This is a genomic window from Serratia grimesii NBRC 13537, from assembly GCF_001590905.1.
Taxonomy (GTDB): domain Bacteria; phylum Pseudomonadota; class Gammaproteobacteria; order Enterobacterales; family Enterobacteriaceae; genus Serratia; species Serratia grimesii.
Map to the genome: position 1 here is coordinate 424,116 of NZ_BCTT01000011.1, position 18,547 is coordinate 442,662.

The 18,547-nt window shown below is 56.5% G+C and carries 18 protein-coding genes; 16 read left to right on the plus strand and 2 right to left on the minus strand.

Going from position 1 to position 18,547, the window contains the following annotated elements:
* Window positions 1-212: 212 nt before the first annotated feature.
* Window positions 213-1,133: an agmatinase gene (gene speB, locus SGR01S_RS15875; RefSeq protein WP_037426573.1), complete on the plus strand. Its 921-nt coding sequence runs from the start codon at window positions 213-215 to the stop codon at window positions 1,131-1,133.
* Window positions 1,134-1,186: 53 nt separating this feature from the next.
* A complete protein-coding gene (gene rluF / locus SGR01S_RS15880; protein ID WP_037426571.1) occupies window positions 1,187-2,050 on the plus strand; it encodes a 23S rRNA pseudouridine(2604) synthase RluF in 864 nt (287 codons plus the stop codon).
* A gap of 80 nt (window positions 2,051-2,130) precedes the next feature.
* On the opposite strand, the gene SGR01S_RS15885 is transcribed toward rluF, so the two are convergent.
* The gene (locus SGR01S_RS15885) at window positions 2,131-3,366 is read right to left on the minus strand and encodes an MFS transporter (protein ID WP_061807941.1); all 1,236 of its coding nucleotides are present in this window, start codon (window positions 3,364-3,366) and stop codon (window positions 2,131-2,133) included.
* Window positions 3,367-3,762: 396 nt separating this feature from the next.
* On the opposite strand from SGR01S_RS15885, the gene SGR01S_RS15890 reads away from it, so the two are divergent.
* The 14 genes from SGR01S_RS15890 to SGR01S_RS15955 all read left to right on the plus strand — a co-directional run bounded on the left by SGR01S_RS15890 (window position 3,763) and on the right by SGR01S_RS15955 (window position 16,777).
* Window positions 3,763-4,080: a non-heme iron oxygenase ferredoxin subunit gene (locus tag SGR01S_RS15890; protein ID WP_012146671.1), complete on the plus strand. Its 318-nt coding sequence runs from the start codon at window positions 3,763-3,765 to the stop codon at window positions 4,078-4,080.
* Window positions 4,081-4,082: 2 nt separating this feature from the next.
* Window positions 4,083-4,391: a recombinase-like helix-turn-helix domain-containing protein gene (locus SGR01S_RS15895; protein ID WP_037426567.1), complete on the plus strand. Its 309-nt coding sequence runs from the start codon at window positions 4,083-4,085 to the stop codon at window positions 4,389-4,391.
* Between the two features lie 20 nt (window positions 4,392-4,411).
* Window positions 4,412-5,455 carry a Rieske 2Fe-2S domain-containing protein gene (locus SGR01S_RS15900; RefSeq protein ID WP_061807942.1) on the plus strand — a complete coding sequence of 348 codons (1,044 nt, stop codon included), beginning with the start codon at window positions 4,412-4,414 and terminating at the stop codon, window positions 5,453-5,455.
* Entirely contained in the window at window positions 5,452-6,207 is a 756-nt protein-coding gene (locus SGR01S_RS15905; protein WP_061807943.1) for an SDR family oxidoreductase, read from the plus strand. Before SGR01S_RS15900 ends, SGR01S_RS15905 begins: the two co-directional genes overlap by 4 nt.
* Before the next feature lie 25 nt (window positions 6,208-6,232).
* Window positions 6,233-7,027 (plus strand): IclR family transcriptional regulator, encoded by a 795-nt coding sequence (locus SGR01S_RS15910; protein ID WP_061807944.1) that lies wholly within the window; start codon window positions 6,233-6,235, stop codon window positions 7,025-7,027.
* 161 nt (window positions 7,028-7,188) lie between these two features.
* On the plus strand, window positions 7,189-8,130 hold the full coding sequence (locus tag SGR01S_RS15915) for a VOC family protein (RefSeq protein ID WP_061807967.1): 942 nt from the start codon (window positions 7,189-7,191) through the stop codon (window positions 8,128-8,130).
* Window positions 8,127-9,338 carry an NAD(P)/FAD-dependent oxidoreductase gene (locus SGR01S_RS15920; protein WP_061807945.1) on the plus strand — a complete coding sequence of 404 codons (1,212 nt, stop codon included), beginning with the start codon at window positions 8,127-8,129 and terminating at the stop codon, window positions 9,336-9,338. Before SGR01S_RS15915 ends, SGR01S_RS15920 begins: the two co-directional genes overlap by 4 nt.
* A 24-nt stretch (window positions 9,339-9,362) precedes the next feature.
* Entirely contained in the window at window positions 9,363-10,625 is a 1,263-nt protein-coding gene (locus tag SGR01S_RS15925; protein WP_037426718.1) for an MFS transporter, read from the plus strand.
* A gap of 29 nt (window positions 10,626-10,654) precedes the next feature.
* On the plus strand, window positions 10,655-11,179 hold the full coding sequence (locus tag SGR01S_RS15930; RefSeq protein WP_037426720.1) for a cupin domain-containing protein: 525 nt from the start codon (window positions 10,655-10,657) through the stop codon (window positions 11,177-11,179).
* A complete protein-coding gene (locus tag SGR01S_RS15935; protein ID WP_061807946.1) occupies window positions 11,179-11,997 on the plus strand; it encodes an alpha/beta fold hydrolase in 819 nt (272 codons plus the stop codon). Before SGR01S_RS15930 ends, SGR01S_RS15935 begins: the two co-directional genes overlap by 1 nt.
* Entirely contained in the window at window positions 11,994-12,788 is a 795-nt protein-coding gene (locus SGR01S_RS15940; RefSeq protein WP_037426725.1) for an SDR family oxidoreductase, read from the plus strand. The genes SGR01S_RS15935 and SGR01S_RS15940 overlap by 4 nt, the downstream gene beginning before the upstream one ends.
* A gap of 17 nt (window positions 12,789-12,805) precedes the next feature.
* Window positions 12,806-13,600 (plus strand): aspartate dehydrogenase, encoded by a 795-nt coding sequence (locus SGR01S_RS15945; protein WP_061807947.1) that lies wholly within the window; start codon window positions 12,806-12,808, stop codon window positions 13,598-13,600.
* A 15-nt stretch (window positions 13,601-13,615) separates the two neighbouring features.
* Entirely contained in the window at window positions 13,616-15,085 is a 1,470-nt protein-coding gene (locus SGR01S_RS15950) for an aldehyde dehydrogenase (RefSeq protein WP_061807948.1), read from the plus strand.
* Between the two features lie 51 nt (window positions 15,086-15,136).
* A complete protein-coding gene (locus SGR01S_RS15955) occupies window positions 15,137-16,777 on the plus strand; it encodes a thiamine pyrophosphate-binding protein (RefSeq protein ID WP_061807949.1) in 1,641 nt (546 codons plus the stop codon).
* Between the two features lie 757 nt (window positions 16,778-17,534).
* Here SGR01S_RS15955 and loiP read toward each other — a convergent pair.
* Window positions 17,535-18,287 (minus strand): metalloprotease LoiP, encoded by a 753-nt coding sequence (gene loiP / locus SGR01S_RS15960; protein WP_061807950.1) that lies wholly within the window; start codon window positions 18,285-18,287, stop codon window positions 17,535-17,537.
* Between the last annotated feature and the right edge of the window lie 260 nt (window positions 18,288-18,547).

Sequence of the window (18,547 nt, forward strand, 5' to 3'; positions counted from 1 at the left end):
TGCCTATACTGGACAGTGACGAGTCACCAGGATGATGATGCGCGCTCTTGAAGCGCGAACGAAATACGGCGATAATCTGCCGTATCAGCAGTACTGAACCAGATTTTGTATCAATCCCTTTCTCGTCGGGCTAACGACGCGGGAGGGATTTTTTTTTGTCAGCGCCTGTGTGATTTTTCACCAGGTGAAACGTTGAAATATGAGGGTTTACTATGAGCACCTTAGGCCATAAGTCCGATAATTCTTTAGTGTCCAACGCCTTTGGTTTCCTGCGCTTTCCGCTGAACTTCATGCCTTACGACAGCGATGCAGAGTGGGTCATCACCGGCATTCCATTTGACATGGCAACCTCCGGCCGTGCTGGTGGCCGTCATGGCCCGGCGGCGATCCGCCAGGTTTCCACCAATTTGGCTTGGGAAGGCAACCGTTGGCCGTGGAACTTTGACCTGCGCGATCGTCTGAACGTCGTCGATTGTGGCGACATCGTGTTCAACTTTGGCGATGCTCAGGACATGAGTGACAACTTGCAGGCGCACGCGGAAAAACTGCTGGCAGCTGGTAAGCGCATGCTCTCATTCGGCGGTGACCACTTCGTCACACTGCCGCTGCTGCGCGCACACGCCAAACATTTCGGCAAACTGGCGCTGGTGCACTTCGATGCCCATACCGACACCTACGCTAACGGCAGCCAATACGACCACGGTACCATGTTCTTCCATGCGCCGAACGAAGGCCTGATCGATCCAACACACTCTGTGCAGATCGGCATTCGTACCGAATACGATCACGACAACGGCTTTACCGTATTGGATGCTGCGCAGGTTAACGATCGCAGCGCGGACGACCTGCTGGCTCAGATCAAACAGATCGTCGGCGATATGCCGGTATACCTGACCTTCGACATCGACTGCCTGGATCCGGCGTTCGCACCGGGTACCGGCACGCCGGTGATCGGCGGCCTGACCTCCGATCGTGCGCTGAAACTGGTACGCGGCATGCAGTCACTTAACATCGTGGGTATGGACGTAGTGGAAGTGGCTCCGGCCTACGATCAATCCGAGATCACCGCGCTGGCCGCGGCGACCCTGGGCCTGGAAATGCTGTATCTGCAGGCTGCCAAGAAGCAATCTTAAACAGTAACAGCTTAAACTCTGGCCTTTCAGAGGCCAGAGTCCATGGAGATAGCATGCTGACCAAGCCTTCAACACGTCTTAACAAATATATAAGCGAGAGCGGTATCTGCTCGCGCCGTGATGCCGATCGTTACATCGAACAAGGCAATGTTTTTATCAATGGCAAGCGCGTGACGCTTGGCGATCAGGTGTTCCCAGGCGACGTCGTCAAGGTCAACGGTCAGCTGATTGAACCGCGTAATGAAGACAATCTGATCTTTATTGCGTTGAACAAGCCAGTCGGTATTGTCAGCACTACGGAAGATGGCGAGAAAGACAATATTGTCGATTTCGTCAATCACAGCACCCGTATTTTCCCGATCGGACGGTTGGATAAAGACTCTCAGGGTCTGATCTTTCTTACCAACCACGGCGATTTGGTGAACAAAATCCTGCGGGCGGGCAACGATCACGAGAAAGAGTATCTGGTCACGGTCAACAAACCGGTAACTGACGACTTTATTCGTGGCCTGGGGGCCGGCGTGCCGATGCTGGGTACGGTGACCAAAAAGTGCAAGGTGAAGAAAGAAGCGCCGTTTGTGTTCCGCATCGTGTTGGTACAGGGGCTTAACCGCCAGATCCGCCGTATGTGTGAGCATTTCGGTTATGAGGTGACCAAACTCGAACGTACTCGCATCATGAATGTGAGCATGGCCGGGTTGCCGCCGGGTGAATGGCGTGATTTGACAGACGACGAACTGGTCGAGCTGTTTAAATCCATTGAGGGCTCCTCCTCAGAAGCCAAGCCGGCGAAAAAAGCTAAACCTGCAGCGAAAAAACCGATGGGAAGCGCACCGAAAAGTGCTGAAAAATCCAGCGCCAATGCACCTGCACGTAAGCGTTTTGCTCAGCCAGGTCGTAAAAAGAAAGGGCGTTAAGCTCTCAGCTATCCCGTTAGCTTAAAGGACGATGGATACAGTGTGAATGCTGGTGGGGCGCGTTATGCGTCCCACCTTTTTTATGCCCGTTTTACCTCACGCGTCATCAACATCCGACTGAACAGTACGCCGCCCGCCAGCAGTGTCACCAATTGTGAAACGATCAGCACCGCAAACCCCGACGAGACCTTGCCCTGACTGGCCATCACCATACCCATGATCATCGGCACAAACGCCGAGAACATATTGCCGATACCGTTAATCAGCCCATAGGCGCTGCCCACGGCCTGCGGCTGCGCATAATGCTGTAACAGAGTCGGGATCGCGGCCCCCTGAGCACCCCAACAGGCATTGGCCGCCAGCAGGAAAAAGGCGATCCAGCCGAGTTGTTCGCTATGCATCACGCCATAGATGCACAACGCAGTGGCTGCGCCGCCAAAAGCGAAGATCAGCGGTGCCTGATAAGGGCGGATGCGATCGAGCAGCACGCCGCCAAGATATTTCGAGGCAATACTGACGATAAACGGCAGCGAGGCCATCCAGCCCATTTGTTTGATGGAAAAGCCTTTCTCGTCGGTCAGGTACGCGGGTAACCAGGAACTGGATCCCCACAGGTAGCTGAGGGTGGCAATCTCGATCAGCATGATCCAGCCAAGCATCGGCGTATGCCAGGCCACAGCAAACGTCTCCCAGACACGCGTCATGACCGGGCGAGGATCGACGGCACGTGACACCAGTGATGCCGGGTGTATAAACAGCCGTACCAATGCTAACCCGAGCAGCAGATTGATCAGCGCCAGCAGGTAAAAGGAAATGGCCCAGCCGAAGTGCGTCATCAGAAAACTGACCAACGGGAAACCGATCACTAACCCCAGTGAGACACCCAATGTGCTGATTGCATTGGGCTTGCCACGTTCATGGGCGGCAAAATGATCGCCGATATACATGGTTTTCAGCGAGAACAATGGCCCCTCACTGATCCCCAACAGTGCGCGCACTGCAAATAGCAGCAATACCGACCCCGCCAGGGGGGACGCGGCGGTGAGCAGCGCCCACAGGACAATGCTTAGCGTCAACGCACGGCGGTAACCCATCAGTGTTTCCAGGAACGGCGTCAGTAACATGGCGGAAAGCCCGTAACCAAGCAAAAACACCGTCATCAACATACCCTGATGCGCGCGGTTCCCCCCGAGCTGGAAGTGTTGCAGGAAGTCCGGGTTAACCAGCATCACGGCGATATTGACCCGATCGGCATAGGCGATGACGATCAGAAACAGTAGGGCTACGACCCCGAACCAGCGTTGACGTTGTTGCACAATGTGCTCCTTTGACGGGCGATTGACAAATTCAGGCAGCAGAAAACTAACCCGCTGATTTCACAGTGTTGAAAAGCAGGTTTTTGGCTGTTTAAATGTAAATTTATTGTTATGAAAAAGGTTTTTTAGTCAGTGAGAAAGAACTTTTACTCGCATTGCATCAGCAAGATCAATGTGTTTTTACCGATGAAATCGTGATGTAGTGCACAACCTTCATAGGATTTTCATATCGGTGCATTTTTTCGTGATCTTTCCCGCATTTGTCATGTTTAAACAACTTTCCATTAACAATTGCCGCTTTGTTCTCTTGACGAAAGTTTCACCAGACTTATAGTGAGTGTATTAAATAAGAAACTGAGTTTCATATATGAAACAATCAGATAGAGGACAGAAGCAATGAGCTGGAAGAAAGTGTGTGAAGTGTCTCAGGTGAAAGAAGATTTTCCTTTTTCTGCCAATGTGGAAGGGAAAGAAGTCGGGGTGTATCTGATTGACGGCAATTACTACGCACTGGAAGACGTTTGCCCACATGCTTATGCCTTGCTCAGCCAGGGGTTTGTTGATGACGGTAAGGTCGAGTGTCCGTTGCACGAAGCATTGTTCGACGTGCGCACCGGCCAGTGCCTGCGCGAGCCAGGCGGCCGCGATCTGCAAACCTATGCCACCCGGGTGATCGACAATCAAATCCAAATCACCTTTATTGCGGAGGAGTAATCATGCAGCACATCACCGATTTCAATCCCTGGCTGCCGGACACCCAACAGGTGATCCCAGCGCGTGAAGGCGGCAACGGCCAGATCCATCAGCCAGGCCATTTCCAGAACGTGATCTGGCAAAACCGGGCCCGAGTGCCGGATGGTTTTGAGACAGCATTAGTCGCTGCGCTGGAAGAGATTTTCGAGCAGGGCGCGGAAGAACTGGAACAGATTGTCAGTGCGCTCAATCAACGGCGCCTGTTCGATCGCAATGGCCAGCCTTGGAATGAGACGGCGTTCCGCGAATTCCTTCACGTTAACGGTTTCTGAGCAGCACCCGGGAGAAGACAATGACAGCAAACACAACATCCTCCGCACAGACCTTACAGGATTATCTCGATCAGGGGCTGCGCGGCATGTGGTATCCGGTGCTGGCCAGTTGGGAAATCGGCAATAACCCGGTAGGCATTACGCGTCTGGAACAACAGATCGTGGTGTGGCGTGACGGAGAAGGTGCGATCCACGCTTTGGAAGACCGCTGCCCGCATCGTGGCGCACGGCTTTCCATGGGCTGGAACCTAGGTGATCGTATCGCCTGCTGGTATCACGGCGTTGAAGTCGGCGGTGATGGTACGGTTAAAGACGTGCCGGCGGTCGACCGTTGCCCGCTGGTGGGGCAAAAATGCCTGCGTTCTTATCCAGCCAAAGAAGCCTATGGTGCGGTATTCCTCTATTTCGGCGTGACCGCAGATGAAGAACCAGCCGAACTGACCTTCCCGCCGGAACTGGCAGACGAAGCGTCTTACAGCAACTTCTTGTGTACGGCCAGTTGGGACTGCAATTACCAGTATGCGTTGGAAAACGTGATGGATCCGATGCACGGCACCTACCTGCACTCCTCTTCACACTCAATGGCAGAAGGGGATCGCAAGGCGGATATGGCACTGGAGCCGACCGACAGCGGTTTCATCTTTAAGAAGAATGGCCAGATCGGCGTGAACTTTGACTGGGTAGAGTTCGGCAGCAGCGGGGCTTACTGGATGCGCCTGTCGATCCCGTACAAAAAACGTTTTGGACCGGGCGGCCATTTCTGGATCATCGGCATGGTGGTCCCGGAAGATAAAGATCACTGCCGGGTGTTCTTCTGGCGGATCCGTAAGGTGAAAGACTGGCAGCGTGACATGTGGCGCTTTATGTACCGCAACCGCCTGGAATCCTTGCACTGGGACGTATTGGAACAGGATCGTATCGTGCTGGAAAACATGGCACCGAACGCGCGTGGTCGTGAATATCTGTACCAGCATGACGTTGGGCTGTCTCGTCTGCGCCGTATGATGCAAAAAGAAGCACAGAAACAACTGTCGCGTCTTAACGAACAGGAGGCGGCGCAGTGAATGGCCTACTGACAGGTAAACGCATTGTCGTGACCGGCGCGGCTCGCGGTTTGGGGCGTAGTTTCGCTGCTGCGGTCGCCGATGCCGGTGCCAGCGTGGTGATGTGCGATATTTTGGCCGATGAACTGACAAACAGTGCAGCCAGTCTGCGTGAGCGGGGCGCACAGGTTGAATCTCATGTGATCGATCTGGCCGATCCAGCGTCGATTCATGCAGTGTTTAACGCCATCGCTGAAGGTGGCGCGATCGACGGGTTAGTGAACAACGCGGCGTTGGCTACCGGCGTCGGTGGCAAAACCATGATGGAATACGACATCGATCTGTGGGATCGGGTAATGCAGGTTAATGTGCGCGGCACCTGGCTGGTGAGCCAGGCCGCGGTGCCATTGCTGGCACAAACCCCGCATGCCAAGATCGTTAACGTGGCTTCGGATACCGCGCTGTGGGGCGCACCGCGCTTAATGGCCTATGTGGCCAGCAAAGGGGCGATTATCTCGATGACCCGCTCGATGGCGCGTGAGTTGGGCCCGCAGGGGATTTGCGTGAATGCCATTGCTCCGGGCCTGACGCGGGTGGAGGCCACGGAATACGTGCCTGCCGAGCGTCATCAGCTGTACGAGCAGGGCCGGGCATTGACCGGGGCGCAGCACCCTGACGACGTCAATGGCACGGTGCTCTACCTGCTGTCACCGCTGGCGAACTTTGTGACTGGCCAGCTGTTGCCGGTTAACGGCGGTTTCGTTTTTAACTAATCTACCTTTTAGCCAGGAGCAGCACATGGCGGACGACCAAGGGTGTAAATATCTGATCCCAGGACTGGATCGCGGATTGCAACTGTTGCTGGCCTTTGGCGAGCAACATAAGGAAATGACATTTGCCCAATTGCATCGCTTGGTCGATATGCCAAAAGCGACCGCCTATCGCGTAGTGCAAACGTTGGAGCACCTGGGCTTTCTTGAACGTAACCCACGCACCAACACTTTTTCTTTGGGTATCAAGGTGCTGCGTCTCGGCTTTGAATATATCGCTTCGCTGGATGTGGCGCAGGCCGGTCAGCCGGTAATAGAACAACTGCGCGATCGCAGCCAGTGCAGCAGTCATCTGGCGATCCGTGATGAGCGTGACGTGATCTACATTGCTCGTGTCAGCGCCGCGGGTTCGCAAATCAACCAGGTCAGCGTCGGAACTCGCTTGCCGGTACACCAAACCTCGCTTGGTCGCATGTTGTTGACCAGTGCCACCCGTGAGGAATTTGAACTGCTTTACCCGCAGGAACAACTGCCGGGGAGCGGTCCGGGCACCCCGGCGGATCGTGAAACCTTGTGGCAGATGGTGCAGCAGGATAAGGCGCGTGGCTATGTTATCGGCGAGTCATTTTTCCGCCACGGCATCTCCTCTATCGTCTATCCGATCTTCAACCGCGAGCAGCGGGTTGAGGCCGTGATCAGCATTATGGTGCCGTCCGATGAGATCCCAAAAGCGGATCGCGAGCGGCTACGCATGGAGGTGCGGGACGCCGCGGTGAAAATCTCCGGCTTCCTGGGCGCACCACCGCAGGCTAACGTCGGTTAACTGATTTTCATAGGGGCGCCGCAAGCTACGCCCGCATGACTCGGGACGAAGATAGTCGTCCCCTACCAATGACTCAGGCAGGGATAAGGCTCATGACAATCATGGGCCGGGGTTCGATCATGCCTGAAAACTGCATTCAGCGAGAACGTGAGGCACAATTAATGAGCGTAATCGGAATCGAAAAACTGGAGTTTGGCGTCGAAAATCTGCCAACGTGCGAGAAATTCATGCAGGACTTCGGTCTGCAGGCCGCGCAACAGCATTGGGGCGAAACCCAGCGCGAATTCACTACCCTGAGCGGGGCGCGCGTTGTACTGCATCCGTTGCAGAGCGAAGCGTTACCGACAGCGTTCGAGAGTGGTTCTACCTTGCGTCGTATGACCTGGGGCGTTAACAGTCCGGCCGAGTTGGCGGCGTTGCAGCCATTGTTGGCGCAGATGCCAGGTTTCCGCCAGGTGGGTGAAGAGCTGGAGTGCCTCGATCCGAACGGCATGACGTTGCGCTTTAGCGTTAGCCAGCAGCGCGATGTTGATTTACCTGTGTCACCGATCAACCAGTGGGGCGATGTGCGCCGTATTGATCAGCCGAGCCCGGTGTATGCCCAGGCGCAACCTATCAACATCGGTCATGTGGTGTTCTTTGTCGATGATCTGGCGGCGACTGAACGTTTCTATCGCGAGGTGTTGGGGTTCCAGGTATCGGACCGTTATATCGATCGTGCGGTATTCCTGCGCACTCAGGCACGCGGCGGCCATCACAATCTGTTCTTGCTGAAATTGCCTAATCGCCCACGCGGCCTGAATCACGTAGCCTTTACCGTACGCGACATCCACGAAGTGATCGGTGGCGGTATTGCCATGAACAAAGAGAAGTGGAGCACCTTCATTGGTCCTGGGCGCCATCCCATTTCCTCAGCCTACTTTTGGTACGTCAACAGCCCGACCGGCGGTGCGTTTGAGTACTACACCAACGACGATTACCTGACTGAAAACTGGCAACCGCGTGAGCTGGAACACTCACTGGTGTCGTTCACCGAGTGGGCTGTGGAAGGTGGTATCGACCATGACACGCGCCGCCAGCAGAAAAAACCGGAGGCGTTATGAGCCAGCCAGAACCGGCAGGCATCGTGATCATCGGTGGTGGTCAGGCTGGTGGCTGGGCGGCGAAAACGCTGCGTGACCGCGGCTATGCAGGCCGTTTGACGGTGGTCAGCGATGAACCCTATGACTTTTATGAAAGACCACCGCTTTCTAAAGCGGCATTGCTGGACGGTAATGCGCCGCTCAGCCGTTTGTTCAGCGAACAGGTGGTAGCCGGGTTGAACATCGATTGGTGTCGCCCGTTGCGTGCTGAATCTATTGATGCACAACAGCAAATCGTCCACCTCAGTGATGGCCGGCAATTGCAGTTTGATCAACTGCTGATTGCTACCGGTGGGCGACCGCGTGTTCCGGACGCTCGCTGGGCTGACCATCCACGAGTGATGACGCTGCGCTCCTGGGATGATGCGGCGAAGCTACGGCAGGCATTACAGGATTGTCGCAAGTTGGCGATTGTCGGCGGTGGGTGGATCGGCCTGGAAATTGCCGCGTCGGCACGACGCCTCGGGGCTGAGGTGACGGTGTTTGAGCGCCAGCCTGCATTGTGCATGCGCAGCGTAGGTGCGGACGTCTCCCAGGCGTTGCTCGAACTGCATCAGCAGCAGGGCGTAACGGTGCATTGCGGCTGCGGTGAGATCCAACTGGACGATCGTAACGGCAGCGCCTGGATCGGCAGTGACAGCAGCGATCCTCAGCCGTTTGATCTGGTGGTGGTGGGGATCGGCGTGGAGTTGAACCTGGAGCTGGCGCAGGGGGCCGGGTTAAAGGTTGATGCCGGTATCGTGGTTGACGGCCAGGGGCGCACCAGCCACCCAGCGATCTTCGCTGCTGGTGACGTAGCGCGCCACCCGACGCTGGGTCTGTGCCTTCAATCCTGGGCCTATGCGCAGAATCAGGCGATCAGCACCGCCTGCGCAATGCTGGATGCCTTTGCCTCACCTTACGATGACGTGGCCTGGCTTTGGTCGGATCAATACGACGCGAATATCCAGATCCTCGGCATACCGACCGGCGGCGTGCATCACGTGGTGCGACGCACACCACAGTCGCAGGTGTTCTTCACGCTGAATGCCGACCGGCAGTTGGTGCAGATGGTGGCGTTCAACGACGCACGCACCATCAAGCTGGGTAAGCGCTGGCTGGCCAGTGGGCGAGTGTTGGAACCGCAGCAGTTGGCGGACGCAGAGTTTTCTTTAATGGCGTTGAAATAACGCCCGTAACCTCGGGAGCGTTTCATGACTACGCAAGATATTGACGCCCGCGCTGGACGGGTGGGGGAAGCCGTTGCCGAAAATCCGCAGCAGCGGGTTCGCTGGTCGGTGCCAATCGCGCTGTTTGCCTGTGTGTTGCTGGCGTTTTTCGACAAGATCAGCATCGCGGCGCTGTTTTCCGATAGCGAATTCCAGCAGGCCTTGGGCATCAGTTTTGACCCGGCGCGACTGGGCTTGCTGATGAGCGCATTTTTGTTCTCGTATGGCATTTCTTCGATGCTGCTCAGCGGTATTGGCGACCGGTTGAACCCAGTAAAAGTGCTGATCGGCATGATGGTGGTGTGGGGCGTATTGATGGTGCTGATGGGCATGGCCCGTTCTTATCACACCATGATGACATTACGCATTTTGCTCGGCATTGCCGAAGGCCCGTTGTTGCCGATGGCCTATGCCATTATCCGCCAGGCCTTCCCGCAGCGGCTGCAAGCACGTGCCACCATGCTGTGGCTGCTTGGTACACCGCTGGGGGCGGCGCTCGGCTTCCCGGTCACGCTGTATATCCTCAATACCTTTGACTGGCAAACCACCTTCTTCTTTATGGCATTCCTGACGTTGCCGGTCATGTTGCTGGTGCTGTTTGGCATGCGTCATCTCAACGTATCACGTCCGGCAGCGGCCACGGTTTCAAAACCGGCAATCGCCGAACGTAAACAGCATCGCTATGAACTGTTGCGCAGCCCGCATTTTTGGATGATTTGCCTGTTTAACATCGCTTTCCTGACCTATCTGTGGGGCATGAATGGCTGGTTGCCCAGCTACCTGATCAAGGGCAAAGGCATTCACCTGGAACACGCCGGGTACCTGTCATCGCTGCCATTCATTGCGATGCTGCTCGGCGAAGTGCTCGGTGCGTGGCTGTCAGACAAGTTGGATCGCCGTGCGCTGGCCTGCTTTATCTCGCTGTGCGGTGCCGGGCTGGGGTTGGCCGTGGTGCTGCATATGCAGGGCACTTACAGCGTGATCGCCGCCATGGCTTTCAGCACCTTTATGTGGGGTGCCGGCGCGCCGAACATCTTTGCCCTGCTGGCGAAAGCCACCAGTAGCAAGGTCAGCGCCACCGCAGGCGGTATTTTTAACGGATTAGGCAATTTTGCCGGTGCGTTGGCACCGGTGCTGATGGGGGCGCTGATCGCCGCCACCGGCAACATGGATAACGGTTTGCTGTTCCTGGTGGTGATGGCCTTTATCGGCTGCATCATTCTGCTGCCGTTGCTGAAGAAATATTGATATCCCATTGATCAACGAGGAGTAACAACATGTCCCAGGTTGAGAAACCAGCCGGCGTTAAGCCGCAAGATCAGTCGATAGATAATTGGGTGGAATCACGTATCGCCCGTTTTGAAGGCCGTAAATATGACTGGAATGCCCTGAAGTTTCAGGCTGACTACGACCCGAAATACCGCCGTGCGCAGATGCGCTATATCGGCACCGGTGCCACTGGCGTGGTGAACGACACCAATACCATTCCGGCGGGTAACTTTACGTTTTCTACCATGGTGTTGCCGTCTAAATGCGAAGGTCCATTGCACCTGCATGACGACGTGGAAGAAGTGTTCTTTATGCTGAAAGGCAGCATCACGCTGATGATTCAGGACGGCACGGAGTATTACGAAACCAAGCTGAAAGAGCGCGATTTGATCTCGGTTCCGGCCGGTGTTTACCGTGGGTTGTTCAACCACGGCGAGGAAGAGGCGTTGATGTGCGTGATGCTTGGTACTGCCAAACCGGAAACCCCGACCTACCCGGCAGATCACCCATTATCTAAAGTGAAACGCAACTGATGAACGGCCTGGCGCAACGTCAACAGGCGCGCTGTGGGGATTACACCCTGAGCTGGCGCGAAGCGGGGCACGGCCGACCGGTGGTGCTACTGCACGGTATTAGCTCCGGTTCGGCCTCATGGATCAAGCAGTTCAACGATCATGAATTAGCCGATGGTCACCGCCTACTGGCCTGGGATGCCCCGGGCTATGGTGGCAGTTTACCGCTGACGGTGAGCCAGCCGGATGCTACTGCGTATGCCGCTGCGTTGGCAGCGCTGGTGGCTGAGTTGCAGTTGGATCAACCGTTGATCGTTGGTCACTCACTCGGTGCGTTAATCGGCAGTGCCTATGCTGCCGGTTATCCCGATGGCTTGTGCGGACTGGTACTGGCGGATCCGGCTCAGGGCTATGCCAGTGCACCGGAAGAAAAGCGCCAACAGGTTTACGGTCAGCGTAAGCAAATGATCGAAACCTTGGGGCCGCAAGGTTATGGCGAACAACGGGCAGCTGCGCTGCTGTGTGATGACGCGGATCCGCAGGATATCGCCTGGATCCGCAACGGCATGCAGCAGTTGGATCCTGACGGTTTTCTTAATGCCGCCTGGATGCTGGCTAACGATGAGATCAGCCATTATCTGGCGCATTACCGCGGCCCGTTGCAGGTGTGGTGCGGTGACTGCGATCGGATCACGCCACCGGCGGCGGCGACAATATTGGCGCAGCAGCAAGATGCACCACTGCGTCTGATCGAGGGGGCGGGACACGCCAGTTATCTCGATGCGCCGGTGCAATTTAACCGCTATCTGCAGGACTTTACGGGAGCAATCCAACCATGAATTTTCAGCTTGATAAACGTGTCGCTGTCGTTACGGGCGGTTCGTCGGGCATCGGATTTGAAACCTTGCGCCTGCTGCTGGCGGAAGGGGCAAAGGTGGCATTTTGCGGCCGCGATTCGGACAAGTTAGCCGGTGCTGAAACCAGCCTGCGTAATGAGTTCCCGCACGCGGAGATCCTGGCGCTGCGCTGTGACGTGTTGGACGAGTCGCAGGTGACACAGTTTGCTGCTCAAGTGATGGCGCACTTTGGCGCCGTGGATGTGTTGATTAACAACGCGGGGCAGGGGTTTGTCGCGCACTTTGACCAAACGCCACGTACCGCCTGGTTACATGAGGCGGAGCTAAAGCTGTTCGGCGTCATCAACCCGGTACAGGCATTTCTGCCGGCGCTGGAACGTTCGGATATTGCGTCGATTACTTGCGTGAACTCGCTACTGGCACTGCAGCCAGAAGAACACATGATCGCCACTTCGGCGGCGCGTGCAGCCTTGCTCAACATGACGCTAACGCTGTCGAAAGAACTGGTGGATAAGGGGATCCGCGTTAACTCAATCCTGTTGGGCATGGTGGAGTCCGGCCAGTGGCGTCGCCGTTTCGCCGAACGCAGTGATAAGGATCAAAGCTGGGAACAGTGGACGGCAGCGATTGCAGAACGACGCGGCATCCCGATGAAACGTCTTGGCAAACCGCAGGAGCCCGCGCAGGCGCTGCTGTTTTTGGCCTCACCCCTGGCGTCCTTTACTACCGGTGCGGCGCTTGACGTCTCCGGTGGCTTTAACCGCCATCTTTAATCGCAAGGGCTGAAAAGATGAAGAAGATCATGATGATTGGCTACGGCGCAATGGCCAGAGAAGTGCTTTCCCGCCTGCCGGACGGGGTGAGTGTGGGCTGGATCGTGGCGCGTGCGGCTCATCATGCGGCAATCGACAGTGCCTTCGGGGGGCAGGTGCAGGCGCTAAGCCATCCGGATCAGTGTACTGAGCAACCGGATCTGGTGCTGGAGTGCGCCAGTCAGCAGGCGGTAGCCGAATTTGGTGAGGCTGTGGTGACGCGTGGTTGGCCGTTGGCGGTGATCTCCACCGGTGCGCTGGCGGATGCGGCGCTGCAACAGCGGTTGCAGCAGGCTTGTCGGCAACATCAGGGGCAGCTCATTGTGCTGTCCGGTGCCGTAGCAGGCATGGATGGGTTGGCATCGGCGCGTGAAGGCGGGCTGGACAGCGTCACCTATCAGGCCTGTAAAAGTCCGGCGAGCTGGCGCGGCAGCATGGCAGAGCAATTGATTGATCTCGATGCCGTGAGTGAGGCTCAGGTGTTTTTTGAAGGTTCGGCGCGTGAGGCGGCGCGGCTGTTCCCGGCCAATGCCAACGTGGCTGCGACCATTGCGCTCAACGGCTTGGGGATGGACGCCACCCGAGTGCGGCTGCTGGTTGATCCCGCCACCCGACGCAACACCCATCGACTACAGGTGTGCGGTAATTTCGGTGAATTTCAGATTGAGCTGAGTGGTAACCCGTTAGCGAGCAATCCCAAGACATCAACCCTGGCTGCGTTAAGCGCAGTACAAGCCTGCCGCCGTCTGGTAGACGGTGGTTTTATTGCCTGAACGGCAGGAGCGAGCATGGAAAAGTTAAAGATTTTTGTGGCTGGGCGCTGGTGTGAAGGGCGAGGCGACGAGATGACCTCGGTGTTTCCGGCTGACGGCAGTGTCAATGCACGGTTGTGTGCCGCCAGCATTGAAGACGTCAATGATGCGGTGGCCGCAGCGGAACGCGCCTGGCGCGCGCCCGAGTGGCGTGGGCTGGTGCCGCATCAGCGTGCCAATATTTTGTACCGCGTCAGTAATCTGATTATGGCGCAGCAGGAAGAGTTGGCGCAGTTGCAGACCCGCGACAACGGTAAACCGCTGGCGGAAACCCGTGGCTTGGTGGCCAGTGCGGCGGCGACGGCCCGCTATTTTGCTGCTGCCTGTGAGGTGCTGGAGGGCGAACTGCCAACCCAGCGCAGCGCAGAGGTGATGACGTTGAGCCAGTATCAACCGCTGGGGGTGATCGCTGCGATTACGCCGTGGAACTCGCCGATTGCCAGTGAAATGCAAAAGGTGGCCCCAGCATTGGCTGCGGGCAACGCGGTGATTCTCAAACCGGCCGAAGCCACGCCGCTGATGGCGCTAAAACTGGCGGAGTTGTTTGAACAGGCAGGGCTGCCTGCCGGGCTGCTCAGTGTGCTGCCGGGGAAAGGTTCGGTGATTGGTGAAGCGTTGGCCCGCCACCCGTTAGTGAAAAAGATTTCTTTTACCGGTGGCACCAATACCGGTCGCCATCTGGCACATATTGCCGCCGAAAAACTGATCCCTACCTCGCTGGAACTGGGCGGCAAATCGCCAACTATCGTGCTGGAGGACGCCGATCTGGAACAGGCGGCCCGTGGCATCTGCTACGGCATTTTCAGTTCCGCAGGGCAGGCTTGTATCGCCGGGTCGCGTTTGTTTGTGCATCGTTCTCTTTACCAACCGCTGTTGGCGCGACTCAGCGAACTGGCTGCTGGGCTGCGAGTGGGGAACCCGTTGACACCAGGGGTGCACCTTGGCCCGCTGATTAACGAAAGGCATCGTCAAAGCGTAGCGGATTACGTGGCGCTGGCGCAGCAGGAGGGCGGTCGGATAGTGATTGGCGGCGAGGCCCCGGCAGATCCGATGTTGGCAGGCGGCAGCTATTACCTGCCGACGATTATCGAAGGGTTGAGTAACAGCGCCCGCGCCTGTCAGGAAGAGATTTTTGGCCCGGTGCTGGTGGCGTTGCCGTTTGATGACGAGAAACAGCTCATTGAACAGGCTAATGACTCGGTGTACGGGCTGGCAGCAGGCATCTGGAGCCGTGACTTCCCGCGGGCGATGGCGCTGGCGGATAAATTGGAAACCGGCACTGTGTGGATAAACACCTACAAAACATTCTCTATTTCTACGCCTTTCGGCGGTTTTAAAGAGAGCGGTCTGGGCCGCGAAAAGGGCCTGCACGGGATCAAAGCCTACATGCAGCAAAAAAGCCTGTATCTGGCGCTGAACCATCAGGTCAATCGCTGGAGCGATTAGCTTTGAGTGACGGTGCGTACCCCTACAACGAACACAATTAGAAGGCAGATCATGAGCGATAAAATAACGGTTGGTGAGGCGATAGCCCGGACTCTGGAACAGTACGAGGTGTCGGCGATGTACGGCATCATTTCGATTCATAATCTGCCGATAGCTGACGCAGTAGGCCAGCGCGGCAACATTCGCTTTGTGCCGGCGCGTGGTGAAGCGGGGGCCGTGACTATGGCCGATGCCCACGGCCGTTTCTCTGGTCTTGGCGTGGCCTTGACCAGTACCGGCGCGGGTGCAGGCAATGCGGTCGGTGCAATGATCGAGGCGATGAACGCCAATACGCCGCTGCTGCACATTACCGGTCAGGTGGAAAAAGCCTATCTGGATGCCGATGCCGGGTTCATTCATGAAACGCGGGATCAATTGGGTTTCCTGCGCGCCTGCTCCAAACGCGCGTATCGGGTTAACTCTGCGGAACAGGCCGTGGCAGTGATCCAGCGGGCCATTCTCGACGCGCAGACGGTGCCTTGCGGCCCGGTGGCGGTAGAGATCCCGATCGATATTCAAAGCAGCCTGGTTTCCAGCGCGGTACTGAGCCAGCCGGTGATGCCTGCGCCGCTACCGCCAGCCAGTGACGATGCGGTTGAACGGCTTTATCAGCGGCTGAAACAGGCCAAACGCCCGTTGTTGTGGCTGGGCGGCGGCGCGCTAGCTTGCGGCGACGCGGTGCGCAAGCTGGCGGATGCGGGTGTCGTGGTGATCTCCAGCACCCACGGGCGTGGCATTCTGCCTGATAGCCATCCGCGCAGCCTGCGTGCGTTCCATAATTCACCGAGCATTGAGGCGATCCTGACGCAGTGCGATCTGACGCTGGTGGCCGGTTCACGTCTGCGCAGCAATGAAACCCGTACCTGGACGCTGCCGCTGCCACGTCCATTGGTGCAGATTGATATTGATCCGGCGGCGGCCAACCGTAACTATCTGGCCGACGAACAAATTAATGGCGACTGTGGTGCTTTGCTTAACGCACTGGCAGCCCGAGTTAGCCAAGGTGAGAAGGTCAATGCTGAGTGGGACGCCGAAATCGCCCGCGCGGTGCAGCAGGCGGAAAGCGCGTTGCGCCAACAGTCTGGGGAATATGCCAAATTAAACGACGCCATTGCCGCCGCGTTGCCGCAGGATGGGCTGTTGGTGCGTGATATCACTGTCTCTGGAAGCGTTTGGGGCAGCCGTTTGTTCCGTGCGATTTCGCCGCTGTGTAACATTCATTCGCTGGCTGGCGCGATTGGCATGGGTTTGCCGATGGCGATTGGTACCGCGATCGCTAACCCGCAGCGTAAGGTGGTCGGGTTGGTGGGCGACGGTGGGTTGGCGTTAGGCTTGGGTGAGTTGGCGACCATGGCACAGGAGCAGGCCAATATCACTTTGCTGATCATGAACGACGGTGGCTACGGCGTGATGCGCGGTATTCAGGATAAATACTTTGCCGGTCGCCAATACTATAACGAACTGCACACCCCTGCTTTTACGCTGGTGGCTGAAGCGATGGGGCTGAAAGCCTGGAAGGTGGACAGCGCGGCGCAGTTCAGTGGTGTGTTGGCGGAAGCGATCAATTATCCGGGGCCGTCGGTGGTGGAGGTGGATATGAACAGTATCGGGCCGTTGACCTTCGCCGGGCCGCCGCAAAAGTCTCTATATTGATGAAGTGAAAAACGCCGGGCACTTGTAGAGACTCTGTTCACTTAAGATGTTTTTTGACAAGTTAAGCGTTTTTTTCGGTCGATAAATGACTAGATTACCATGAGATTCTTACGCTCCGACCGAGCAAGGGGCCGTAGGCGCGGCCCCTTGCAACCCGCGCCTTTGCCCTATCAGACGGTTGGCTGCGCCAACGGCTCTCACTTATTCACGCCGCATCACGGCCGGCTATGACAGGCGTCCCTGCCTGTCTCGCCTGAAACCGCCGTCCATGGCGGTTTCGCCTATGCGCCGCTCATGCGTTCGACGTCTTCAAGGGCGCCCAACACCGCGCTCATCTCATCATTTTCACTGTCTTTCATTACGCAACGTCAAACTGAGGGCATATGTTGCCCGGTGGTAGCCAATGTGGGTGTTGACCTTGGCGCGCATCACCGGCTGCCGAGCAAGGCGGCGTTGTCAGGGGCAACAGGCCAGGGAAGGCCGGTTGAGGCGAGACAAACAGGGACGTTTGTCGTAGCCGACCCGCCCGACAACGCAGGTGCAGCGAGGGTATCCGCGCAGCGGACAGAAGGTGTTAAGCGAAGGCGGGGGTGGAGGGGCCGCGCCTTCGGCCCCTCCAATTGCCAGACATTATGGTTACAGAAAAATGGAGGATATTTATGGCAATTCTAGTTGCACTGAACTTGCAGGAACCGAATAAAAAAATGCCAATCAGGCTTAACTGATCAGCATTGTGGCATGTGTTGAGCCCGCTATTTTATTTGCCTGCCGCGATGCGGTCACGAATATGCTGCGCACGTGCTTCGGAAGCAGGGTGATCGTCGAACATGCTGCTTTGACGACCGGCTTCCATTTTCGCCAGTTTCTCAAAGCTGGTGACCAGCCCGTTTGGATCGATACCGCGCTGCTTCATCAGATCGAACGAATAGTCATCCGCTTCACTTTCCTGTTTCTGGGAGAACTGAGCGTTAACCAGTTTTTCGCCCATATCCGCCAGTTGCGACTGCGACAGTGACGCAATGATGCCGCCGGTTGAGGCCGCTGCGGTACGCAACGCCACGGTACCGTAAGCCACCTGCATGGCTTTACGCGTATGGCCCAGCGCCACGTGGCCCATTTCATGGCCCAGTACGCCTTCCACTTCATTGTCGGTCATCATGTCCATCAGCCCGCTGTAAACGCGGATACAGCCATTAGCCATCGCCCAGGCATTCACGTCTTTGGTGACGTAAACTTTGTAGTTAGCTGGCGTGCCGTTGATATTATCCCCCAGCGCCGCTGCAATTTTGTTCAAACGCTTAGTGTAAGTACTGTCGGCTGGCGCGATTTGTGCCTTGCTGTCCATCTCTGCGCAGGATTTATCACTCAGGGTTTTGACGTCGTCATTGCTCAACGTCGCCGCCTGAAATGCTTGCGCGCCAGACTGCATCAACGTATCGGTATTCAAGTTTTGACAGCCGCTTACCAAAGTGGCAATGCTTAATGCAATCAAAGAGGTACGGATTTTCATAACGCTATCTTCCTGTGATAGTAACAAGGGGGGAGTGTCATTTTTAGTTTAGGGAAATCTTGCTGCACGAGACTAGTGTACGATGACAATTGGGAAAATAGTGTTATTCCGAAAAACTGACCAATTGTGCTAATAAGTTGTGAACTCGCTCTCATTTGGTATTAGGGATTGCCGTTTTAATGCTGAGTCTGAGAAAATAGAAAACTTGACTGATTTTTTAATCCGACCTGGAGTAAAACATGTCCTCTCGTAAAGAGCTT

What these genes read in the sequence shown, in the direction of transcription:
- speB (WP_037426573.1), top strand. Translation starts at nt 213, where the DNA reads ATGAGCACCTTAGGCCATAAGTCCGATAATTCTTTAGTGTCCAACGCC.
- rluF (WP_037426571.1), top strand. Translation starts at nt 1,187, where the DNA reads ATGCTGACCAAGCCTTCAACACGTCTTAACAAATATATAAGCGAGAGC.
- SGR01S_RS15890 (WP_012146671.1), top strand. Translation starts at nt 3,763, where the DNA reads ATGAGCTGGAAGAAAGTGTGTGAAGTGTCTCAGGTGAAAGAAGATTTT.
- SGR01S_RS15895 (WP_037426567.1), top strand. Translation starts at nt 4,083, where the DNA reads ATGCAGCACATCACCGATTTCAATCCCTGGCTGCCGGACACCCAACAG.
- SGR01S_RS15900 (WP_061807942.1), top strand. Translation starts at nt 4,412, where the DNA reads ATGACAGCAAACACAACATCCTCCGCACAGACCTTACAGGATTATCTC.
- SGR01S_RS15910 (WP_061807944.1), top strand. Translation starts at nt 6,233, where the DNA reads ATGGCGGACGACCAAGGGTGTAAATATCTGATCCCAGGACTGGATCGC.
- SGR01S_RS15915 (WP_061807967.1), top strand. Translation starts at nt 7,189, where the DNA reads ATGAGCGTAATCGGAATCGAAAAACTGGAGTTTGGCGTCGAAAATCTG.
- SGR01S_RS15920 (WP_061807945.1), top strand. Translation starts at nt 8,127, where the DNA reads ATGAGCCAGCCAGAACCGGCAGGCATCGTGATCATCGGTGGTGGTCAG.
- SGR01S_RS15925 (WP_037426718.1), top strand. Translation starts at nt 9,363, where the DNA reads ATGACTACGCAAGATATTGACGCCCGCGCTGGACGGGTGGGGGAAGCC.
- SGR01S_RS15930 (WP_037426720.1), top strand. Translation starts at nt 10,655, where the DNA reads ATGTCCCAGGTTGAGAAACCAGCCGGCGTTAAGCCGCAAGATCAGTCG.
- SGR01S_RS15935 (WP_061807946.1), top strand. Translation starts at nt 11,179, where the DNA reads ATGAACGGCCTGGCGCAACGTCAACAGGCGCGCTGTGGGGATTACACC.
- SGR01S_RS15940 (WP_037426725.1), top strand. Translation starts at nt 11,994, where the DNA reads ATGAATTTTCAGCTTGATAAACGTGTCGCTGTCGTTACGGGCGGTTCG.
- SGR01S_RS15945 (WP_061807947.1), top strand. Translation starts at nt 12,806, where the DNA reads ATGAAGAAGATCATGATGATTGGCTACGGCGCAATGGCCAGAGAAGTG.
- SGR01S_RS15950 (WP_061807948.1), top strand. Translation starts at nt 13,616, where the DNA reads ATGGAAAAGTTAAAGATTTTTGTGGCTGGGCGCTGGTGTGAAGGGCGA.
- SGR01S_RS15955 (WP_061807949.1), top strand. Translation starts at nt 15,137, where the DNA reads ATGAGCGATAAAATAACGGTTGGTGAGGCGATAGCCCGGACTCTGGAA.
- loiP (WP_061807950.1), bottom strand. Translation starts at nt 18,287, where the DNA reads ATGAAAATCCGTACCTCTTTGATTGCATTAAGCATTGCCACTTTGGTA.